The sequence below is a fragment of the Polaromonas sp. genome, assembly GCF_018780625.1.
Classification (GTDB): Bacteria; Pseudomonadota; Gammaproteobacteria; order Burkholderiales; family Burkholderiaceae_C; genus Polaromonas.
The window spans coordinates 18,246-27,788 of record NZ_JADMJK010000016.1; the positions used below are offsets into that span (position 1 = coordinate 18,246).

7 protein-coding genes are annotated in these 9,543 nt (G+C 63.5%); 3 read left to right on the forward strand and 4 right to left on the reverse strand.

Annotation, left to right across the window (positions count from 1 at the left end):
• Positions 1-17: 17 nt before the first annotated feature.
• Positions 18-1,892 carry a 1-deoxy-D-xylulose-5-phosphate synthase gene (dxs, locus tag IV091_RS01420; RefSeq protein ID WP_293464217.1) on the forward strand — a complete coding sequence of 625 codons (1,875 nt, stop codon included), beginning with the start codon at positions 18-20 and terminating at the stop codon, positions 1,890-1,892.
• 253 nt (positions 1,893-2,145) lie between these two features.
• Positions 2,146-3,228: an ABC transporter substrate-binding protein gene (locus IV091_RS01425; protein WP_293464219.1), complete on the forward strand. Its 1,083-nt coding sequence runs from the start codon at positions 2,146-2,148 to the stop codon at positions 3,226-3,228.
• A 122-nt stretch (positions 3,229-3,350) separates the two neighbouring features.
• Here the strand turns inward: IV091_RS01425 and IV091_RS01430 are convergent, their stop codons facing one another.
• The 4 genes from IV091_RS01430 to senB all read right to left on the reverse strand — a co-directional run bounded on the left by IV091_RS01430 (position 3,351) and on the right by senB (position 8,058).
• Positions 3,351-5,138: a TRAP transporter large permease subunit gene (locus tag IV091_RS01430; RefSeq protein ID WP_293464221.1), complete on the reverse strand. Its 1,788-nt coding sequence runs from the start codon at positions 5,136-5,138 to the stop codon at positions 3,351-3,353.
• Between the two features lie 19 nt (positions 5,139-5,157).
• Positions 5,158-5,787, reverse strand: coding sequence for a TRAP transporter small permease subunit (locus IV091_RS01435; RefSeq protein ID WP_293464223.1), 630 nt, complete (start codon positions 5,785-5,787; stop codon positions 5,158-5,160).
• Between the two features lie 149 nt (positions 5,788-5,936).
• Positions 5,937-7,019: a selenide, water dikinase SelD gene (selD, locus tag IV091_RS01440; RefSeq protein ID WP_293464225.1), complete on the reverse strand. Its 1,083-nt coding sequence runs from the start codon at positions 7,017-7,019 to the stop codon at positions 5,937-5,939.
• A gap of 10 nt (positions 7,020-7,029) precedes the next feature.
• A complete protein-coding gene (gene senB, locus IV091_RS01445; RefSeq protein ID WP_293464227.1) occupies positions 7,030-8,058 on the reverse strand; it encodes a selenoneine biosynthesis selenosugar synthase SenB in 1,029 nt (342 codons plus the stop codon).
• Positions 8,059-8,095: 37 nt separating this feature from the next.
• Here senB and senA point away from each other — a divergent pair, with 37 nt between their 5' ends.
• Positions 8,096-9,322, forward strand: coding sequence for a selenoneine synthase SenA (senA, locus tag IV091_RS01450; RefSeq protein WP_293464228.1), 1,227 nt, complete (start codon positions 8,096-8,098; stop codon positions 9,320-9,322).
• The last annotated feature ends 221 nt before the right edge of the window (positions 9,323-9,543 follow it).

Genomic DNA, 9,543 nt, shown 5'->3' on the forward strand with positions numbered 1-9,543 from the left:
ACAACCAACACGCCACGATGTACAAATTGCTTGAAACCATCAACAGCCCCGCCGACCTGCGGCGCTTGCCCCGTCCCCAACTCAAGGCGCTGGCCGACGAGCTGCGCGCCTTTGTGATCGACAGCGTGTCCAAGACGGGTGGGCATTTGAGCTCCAACCTGGGCACGGTGGAACTGACGGTGGCGTTGCACTATGTGTTCAACACGCCCGATGACCGGCTGGTCTGGGATGTGGGCCACCAGACCTACCCGCACAAAATCCTCACGGGCCGGCGCGAGCGCATGCGCACGCTGCGCCAGTTTGGCGGGCTGTCGGGCTTTCCGCGGCGCGATGAAAGCGTCTACGACACCTTCGGCACGGCCCATTCGTCCACCTCGATTTCGGCGGCGCTGGGAATGGCGCTGGCCTCCCATCAAAAGGGCGAAGACCGGCACGCCGTGGCCATCATTGGGGACGGCTCCATGAGCGCCGGCATGGCGTTTGAAGCGCTGAACAACGCCGGCGTGCACGACGACTGCAAGCTGCTGGTGGTGCTGAACGACAACGACATGAGCATCAGCCCGCCCGTGGGCGCGCTGAACCGCTACCTGGCCCAGTTGATGAGCGGACGCTTTTACGCATCGGCCAAAAATGTCGGCAAGCAGGTGCTCAAGGTGGCGCCTCCGCTGCTGGAACTGGCCAAGCGGCTGGAGGCGCATGCCAAGGGCATGGTGGTGCCGGCCACGCTGTTTGAAAATTTCGGCTTCAACTACATCGGCCCGATTGACGGCCACGACCTGGAGTCGCTGATTCCCACGCTGGAGAATATCAAGCACCTCAAGGGGCCGCAGTTTTTGCACGTCGTCACCAAAAAAGGCCAGGGCTACAAGCTGGCCGAAGCCGACCCGATTGCCTACCACGGCCCCGGCAAGTTCGACCCGGCCATGGGCCTGCAAAAATCGACTGCACCCGCCAAGCAGACCTTCACCCAGGTGTTTGGCCGCTGGCTTTGCGACATGGCCGAGCAAGACATCCGGCTGGTCGGCATCACGCCCGCCATGCGCGAAGGCTCGGGCATGGTGGAGTTTCACCAGCGCTTTCCGGGCCGCTACCATGACGTCGGTATTGCCGAGCAGCATGCGGTGACGTTTGCCGCCGGCATGGCCTGTGAAGGGCTCAAGCCCGTGGTGGCGATTTACTCGACCTTCTTGCAGCGCGGCTATGACCAGTTGATTCACGACGTGGCGCTGCAAAACCTGCCGGTGGTGTTTGCGCTGGACCGGGCCGGCCTGGTCGGGGCCGACGGCGCCACCCATGCGGGCGCCTACGACATTCCCTTTCTGCGCTGCATTCCCAACATGAGCTTGGCCTGCCCGGCCGATGAAAACGAATGCCGCAAGCTGCTGACATCGGCCTTTGAGCAAAACCACCCGGTGGCCGTGCGCTATCCTCGCGGCGCCGGCGCCGGGGTGGCGCCGGAGGCTGGTTTGCAGTCGCTGCCATTCGGCAAGGGCGAAGTCCGCCGCGAGGGCGCGGGCATCGCCATTCTGGCTTTTGGCACGCTGCTTTACCCCGCGTTGCAGGCCGCTGAAAAACTGGGTGCCACGGTTGTCAACATGCGCTGGGCCAAGCCGCTGGACACGGCGCTGCTGCTGAAAATAGCCGCAAGCCATGACGCCTTGGTGACAGTGGAAGAGGGCGCCATCATGGGCGGTGCGGGCAGTGCGGTGAGTGAAACGCTGCAAGCCGCTGGCGTGATCAAACCGCTGCTGCAACTGGGCTTGAAGGACGAGTTCATCGAGCATGGTGATCACGCCCAATTGCTGGCCTTGCAGGGGCTGGATGCTGGAGGAATCGAGGCGTCGATTCGCGCGCGCTTTGGCGCTTTGCCAGTGCTCAAGTTCGCGGCCTGAGCGGCCGCAACGCACCGGAATCATGGGCCGCCTGAACGCGCGGCCCTGATTTTTTGAAGACCGACTCTTGCTGCGCGGTTTTTTTTCGTCCATGGGTAATAACGGGTAGGCAGCCACCATAAAGCTGAGAAAATGCAAACGTGGTGCCCGTCGCTGCGCTTCGTCGTCACCATCGCGTCATGACGAGCTGTGCAACGATTCGGCTCCTCAAAGCAGGATTAAAAGTTCGGACATTTTTCAGGAGAAAGTATTCATGGATCGTCGCTCACTCATTAAAAACGCCGGCATTGCCGGTGTGCTGGCTGCCGGTGTCGCGCCTGCAGTGCATGCACAGGCCGCAGTTCGCTGGCGCCTGGCGTCCAGCTTCCCCAAATCCCTGGACACCATCTTCGGCAGCGCTGAAACGCTCTCCAAGACGGTCAAGGCGATGTCGGGCGGCAAGTTTGAAATCTCGGTTCACCCGGCCGGCGAGCTGATGCCCGCCTTTGGCGTGGTGGATGCGCTGCAGGGTGACACGATTGAGATGGCGCAGACGGCTGCCTACTATTTCACCGGCAAGAACCCGATTTTTGCTTTCAGCTGCGCCGTGCCCTTCGGCCTGACCGCGCGCCAGAACGATTCCTGGAAGCAGTATGGCAATGGCCGCAAGCTGCTCGACGCCTTTTTTGCCCAGTACAACTTCCGCACCGCCAGCGCTGGCAATACCGGCACCCAGATGGGTGGCTGGTACCGCAAGGAAATCAAGTCCGTGGCCGACCTCAAGGGCCTGAAGATGCGCCTCGGTGGCGGACTGTTCGGCGAGGCCATGGCCAAGCTGGGCGTGGTGGCGCAGAACATGCCCGCCGGTGATATTTACCAGGCGCTGGAAAAAGGCACGCTGGACGCCTCCGAGTTCGTCGGTCCCTACGACGACGCGAAGCTGGGCTTCAACAAGGTGGCTCCCTTCTACTACTATCCCGGCTGGTGGGAAGGCGGCGCCGACCTCGAGTTCTTCATCAACAACAAGGCCTACGCCAAGTTGTCGGACGAGAACAAGGCCATCCTCGACGCAGCGACCATCGTGGCTGCGCGCGACATGACGGCCAAGTACGATGCCTGGAATCCGATCGCGCTGAAAAAGCTCGTGGCCGAGAAGACCCAGCTCAAAGCTTTCCCGAAGGCGGTGATGGACGCCGGTTTCAAGGCTTCCATGGAGGTGTTTGCCGAACACGAAGCCAAGTCGCCCGAGTTCAAGAAGATTAGCCAGGACATGCGCGCCTTCCAGCGTGACCAGATCCTGTGGAACCGCTTCTCCGAGTACCCGTTTAACCAGTACATGAGTTCGGTGAAGATCTAATTCGCCCCGGTCTTGCCCACAGCCGAGCATGCAAAAAGCCGCGCATTGCGCGGCTTTTTGCATGGAGCTGACCCGGGGGAGGCGCACGGCAAAGGCCGCGGCCCCGATTCTCATTCACCCGGCTATTTCTTGCCCTGTTCCTTGAGCGCGTCCTGCATGGCCTTCAGCGGGTCGTCTTCAGGGGCGGCGTTCTGCGGCTCGGGGACTGCCGTGCCGGGCTGCTCACTTGCGTCAGGGGTCGTGTCATAGCCATTGTCGGTCTGGGGCAGGCTTTCCCGCATCTGCTCGCCGATGCTTTCCATGTTGTACTCCTGCTTCTTGTCCAAACTGCCGGTGACCAGTTGCGGGAAGGCGATCAGGAGACCGACCATGGTCAACTGGATGATCACGAAGGGAATGGCGCCCTTGTAGATCTGCATGGTGGTCACCGGCTCCATGATTTTGCGGGTCACGCGGTCCACGTACTGTTTTTCCGGTGCGACCGAGCGCAGGAAGAACAGCGCAAAGCCAAACGGCGGGTGCATGAACGAGGTCTGCATGTTCACCGCCAGCAGCACGCCGAACCAGATCAGGTCAATGCCGAGTTTGTCGGCCACCGGTGCCAGCAGCGGCACCACGATGAAGGACAGCTCAAAGTAGTCAAGGAAGAACGCCAGGAAGAAGATCATGACGTTGACCAGGATCAGGAAACCGATCTGGCCGCCGGGCAGGTCCGTCAGCAGGTGTTCAACCCACTTCGGTCCATCGGCGGCCTGGAACACCAGGCTGAACACGGTGGCGCCGATCAGGATGAACATCACGAAGCTGGCCAGCCGGGTGGTCGAGGTCAGCGATTGCTTGAGCAGCTTCATGTCCAGGCGTTTGCGTGCCCAGCCCATGATCAGCGCGCCCATGGCCCCCATGGCGCCGCCTTCGGTCGGCGTGGCCACACCCAGGAAAATGGTGCCCAGTACCAGAAAGATCAGTAGCAGCGGCGGGATCAGCACGAAGGTCACGCGTTCGGCCAGACGCGACAGCAGGCCGAGCTTGGTGGCGCGGTTGACCAGCGCGATGACCAGCGCCAGGAACACGCCGCCGCACATGGCAACCACGACCTTTTCGTCGGTGGCGACGGCGCTCACTGCTGTGCCTTGCCACCAGCTGTGCACGGCCTCCATGTTGCGTGCAAGGACGATGGAGACCGTGGCCGACAGCGCGGTCAGCACGGCCAGCGAGGTGTAGCCGCCGCTGCCATCGGGTTCGCGGAAGGTGCGGGCCTCTGGCGGCAACGCCGGCACGCGCTCTGGCTTGAAGACCGCAAGTAGCAGGACATAGACCACGTACATGCCCATCAGCATGAAGCCCGGCAAGAAAGCGCCCTTGTACATGTCGCCGACGCTGCGGCCGAGTTGGTCGGCCATGATGATCAGCACCAGCGAGGGCGGGATGATCTGCGCCAGGGTGCCGGAAGCGGCAATCACCCCGGCCGTCAGGGGCCGGTCATAGCCATAGCGCAGCATGATGGGCAGGGAGATCAGGCCCATGGAGATGACCGAGGCCGCGACCACGCCGGTGGTGGCCGCCAGCAGCGCACCGACGAAGATCACCGCCAGCGCCAGACCGCCGCGCATCGGACCGAAGACCTGGCCGATGGTGTCGAGCAGGTCCTCGGCCATGCCGCTGCGCTCGAGGATCAGCCCCATGAAGGTGAAGAAGGGCACGGCCAGCAGGGTGTCGTTGCTCATGATGCCGATCAGGCGCTGCGGCAGCCAGGCGATCACGGAAGAGGGGAAGACGCCGAGTTCAATGCCCACGAAGCCAAAGAACAGGCCGCAGGCACCAAGGCTGAAGGCTACCGGAAAGCCCAGCAGCAAGAACATGAACAGCCCCGCGAACATGATCGGGGCGAAGTTGGTGGTAAAAAATTCCATATTGAGTCGCTCCTGCCGCTTAGCGTTGGGGGGCCGCATCGGCCGAGGGGCTGACGTCCAGTGTTTCTGCTTCCCTCTGGGCGCGCAGGGCTTCGGCCAGTTCCTCTTCGGCCGACTTGTCGGTGAGGCGACCCATCGGATCGGGGCCCTGGCCACGCAGGAAGGCAATGCGCTTGATCAGTTCCGACCAGCCCTGCAGCATCAGCAGCGTGAAGCCGAAGGGCAGCGCCGCCCAGACGGGCCAGCGGACCAGGCCCCCGGAGTTGCCGGACATCTCGCCCGTCTGGTACATCTGGATCGCCAGCGGCGTGCCGAGGTACAGCACCACGATGCAAAGCGGCGTCAGGAAGAAGGCGAAGCCGATGATGTCGATCCACACCTGCGCGCGTTTGGACAGCCGGCTGTTCAGCACGTCGATGCGCACATGCTCGCGGTGCAGCAGGGTGTAGCCGGCCGCCGCCAGGAAGGACCATGCGAACAGGTACCACTGCGCCTCCAGGTAGGCATTGGAACTGGCGTCAAAGACCTTGCGCATGATGGCGTTGACGGCGCTGATGGCGGTGGCTGCAAAGATGAGCCAGATCACGTACTTGCCGACCTGGGCATTGAGCCAGTCCACGGCATTCGAAAACTTCAATAGGGCGCGCATTTTGTCTCCAGGATAAAGAACGTTCGCATAACAATTCATCCGGAAGACATGGGTGCGTCATTCCGGATGATGATTGGCGAAAGAGGCATTTTAGAGGGAACGCCGCAGGCTGAATCCACCGTGCGGTGGTGGCTTGATGCCGTTCCTGTTCAGAGCACTTCCATGCCATGGCCTTGCACCATGCGGCCCACGGCGCGCGCATCGTGAAAACCATGCCTGCGAAAGCAGGCCAACACCTCGTCGGCGGCCTCGGGCGCACAGGCCACCAGCAGCCCGCCGCTGGTTTGCGGGTCGCTCAGCAGCGCCTTGTGCGCCGGGCTGATGTCCGCCGGCACGGTGACTTCCTCGCCATAGCTGGCCCAGTTGCGGCCCGAGGCGCCGGTCACCATGCCCTGGGTGGCGAGCTCGAGCACGCCGGGCAGCAGTGGAATCTGGTCGAGTTGAAGCTGCATCTTGAGCTGGGCGCCGCGCGCCAGTTCGAGCCCATGCCCCGCCAGGCCAAAACCGGTGACGTCGGTCAGGGCGTGCACCGCTTCCATCTTGGCCAGCTCGATGCCCGGCTTGTTCAGCTGCGTGGTGGTGGCGATCATGCAGGCATAGCCTTCGGCGCTCAGTGCTTCCTTTTTAAGCGCCGCCGACAAAATTCCCACGCCCAGCGGCTTGCCAAGGATCAGCACATCACCTGCCCGGGCGCCCGAGTTTTTCTTGACGCGCGAAGGATGGATCAGCCCCATGACGACCAGACCGTAAATCGGCTCGACCGAGTCAATCGTGTGGCCGCCCGCAATCGGAATGCCGGCATCGCGGCACACGTCCTGGCCGCCGCGCAAAATCGCGCCTATGGTTTCCAGCGGCAGCACGTTGATCGGCATGCCGACGATGCCCAGCGCCATGATGGGCGTGCCGCCCATGGCGTACACGTCGCTGATGGCGTTGGTGGCGGCGATGCGGCCGAAGTCGTAGGGGTCATCGACGATGGGCATGAAAAAGTCGGTGGTGGCGATCAGCGCCTGCTCGTCGTTGAGCAGGTAGACCGCCGCGTCGTCGGCGGTTTCAATGCCGACCAGCAGCTCTGGCGGCAAGTTCAGGCCCGGCAGGTTGCTGGAGTTTTTCAGGATTTCGCTCAGTACGCCAGGCGCAATCTTGCAGCCGCAGCCGCCGCCGTGGGACAGGCTGGTCAGCCGGGGCGTCAGGGTTTTAGGGGGCATTGTGGCGTTGTCGGGGGTGGTCATCAGTAGGCTTTCAAAGGCATTGCAACGGTGCTGCAGGGATGAGCAGGTCAGCGTTCATATTCAGTGCGGAATTCATCAAGTTTATGACAAGGCGCTTTTCTTCTTGCGGCGCAAACAGGGCTGCGCGTGCGCTGCATTGCCGCTGCAGCCGGGCCAGAAAGTCGGCCTCGGCCGCGCAGCGCCGCACCAGCGCCGCCAACTGGTCGTCATCGCCTGGCTCAAAGTAGCCCCCATAGTCGGCCCCCAGCATGCCCAGGTTGCCGCTGATGCGCGACGCCAGCACCGGCGTGCCCGACTGCACCGCCTCCAGAATGACATGGGCGCCGCCTTCCATGCGCGAGCAGTTCACCAGCACATGCGCGCGCTTGATGCGCTGGCGCGTGGCCGCACGGGGAAGGCCGCCTAGCCAGCGGTAGCGCGGGCTGCGCTGGGCCGTCGCCCGCGCAGCCTCTTCAAATTGCGGCTCAAGCGCCAGGCCGATCTGGTCAAAATGAATACCCGCCGGGTAGTCGTGGCAGGCCGCGCGCATGAAGGTCAGCGGGTCTTTTTCGTCGCGCAGGTGGCCGACCATCAGCACGCCGAAACGTCGGCTGGACTTGCGGGCGGGCTTCAGCTCAGGGGCCGACTGGTAAATTACCCGCGCCTTGCCGCGCCAGGCCTCGGGCAGGGCCGCCAGTCCCGCGTCCTGCAACACCACCAGGTGCGTGGCCAGCGCCAGCGACTGTTGCGCTTCGCGGTCGGTCAGGATGTCGCGGTAGAGGTCGGTGCCGGTCAGCACCACAATCAGGGGCTTTTCGGGGTAGGCCTGGGCCCAGGCCCGGATCGACGCCGCCGAGCGGCCGGCGTGCAGTGCCACCATGGCGCGCGGCGTGCCGTGGTGCGCGGACTCCCCGGTCGGAGCGGGCCATTGCCGCATCAGCGCAATGTCACAATCACCCGATAAAAATTGTGCCCAGCGGTGGGCGGTGTGCCAGTTGCCGTTGTTGGCCTCCCGCAGCGCCGGGCTTACCAGGACTATAGTTTTGGCTTCTGATTCCATACCCGATGCATCACCCGGTTTGATTGATTCGCCGCTGATGCGCCAGGCCGGCCGAGAGCCGCTGTCGCTGGCGTTGATAGATGCGCGCAATCATACGCTGCACCTTTTTGGCCAGTACCAGCGGGCGCTGGAAGCCGACCAGCTGGCGGTGCCTTTGCTCGCCACGCTGAATCCGCCGCTGTGGGAGCTGGGCCACGTGGCCTGGTTCCAGGAACGCTGGATTGGCCGCAACCTGCAGCGCGCGCGGGGCGTGCAGTGCGACCCGCTGCAGGCCCGGCTGGCCTCCATCGAGTCAAACGCAGACCGCTGGTGGGATTCAGACCAGGTCGCCCACGACACGCGCTGGACCCTGGACCTGCCCGGTGTGGACAGTTGCCGCGCCTATCTGCTCGACACGCTGGAAAGCACGCTGGAACTGCTTGAAAAAGCGGGCGACGACGATGACGCCTTGTACTTTTACCGTCTGTGCCTGTTTCATGAAGACATGCATGCCGAAGCTTTCGCCTACATGGCGCAGACCCTGGGCCTGCCGCTGGACAAGCCCTTGCAGGCCGCCTTTACGCCGCAGCCCATGGCGCTGCGCGAGCCGCTGCTGGTTCCGGCCACCACCTGGCAGATGGGCAGCGCCAGCGGAGCCGGCGCCGGTTTTTCCTTTGACAACGAACGGGCGGCGCATGCCATCAGCGTTCCCGAGTTTGAAATAGACGCCCAGCCCGTGACGTGGGCGCAGTATGTGGAGTTTGTGGCCGACGGCGGCTATGACCGGGCCGAGTTGTGGCAGCCCGAAGGCTGGCACTGGCTGCAGGGCCTGGCCGCCAGCGAGGGCCGGCGCGGCCCGCGCTACGTCGAGCAGATCGGCGTCGGCAGCGGCGCCGTGCTGCAAACCCGCTTCGGCCAGACCATGCGCATGCAAGGCAGCCAGCCCGCCATGCACATGAGCTGGTGGGAAGCAGACGCCTGGTGCCGCTGGGCCGGGCGCCGCCTGCCGGCCGAGGTGGAATGGGAAGTGGCTGCGCACACGGCGGCGCGCCGGGGGTTTTTCTGGGGCAATGTATGGGAGTGGATGGGCACGACGTTCCGGCCGTATCCGGGGTTTGCGCCCGACCCTTACCGGACTTATTCCGAACCGTGGTTTGGGACGCACAAGGTGCTCCGTGGAGCGTCTTTTGCCACGCGGGCGCGGATGAAGCATCCGAAATACCGCAACTTTTATTTGCCTGGGCGGGATGATGTTTTTTGCGGGTTCAGGTCTTGTTCGTTGTGAGTCTCATGGCTTCCTGGCCCTGCTTGGTTGGGCTGGCCGGGAGTCGCCCGGCATGCGACTCACTTTCTTTGCTTCGCCAAAGAAAGTAAGCAAAGAAAGGCGACCCTACTGTCTGCGACCCCTTCGCTGCGCTACGGGGCACCCTGCGGTGCTGGCTTCAGGCGGGGTCCGCGCAAACTCGCTTCGCTCAAACAGCGCGCGGCCCTGATCCGCCTGAAGCT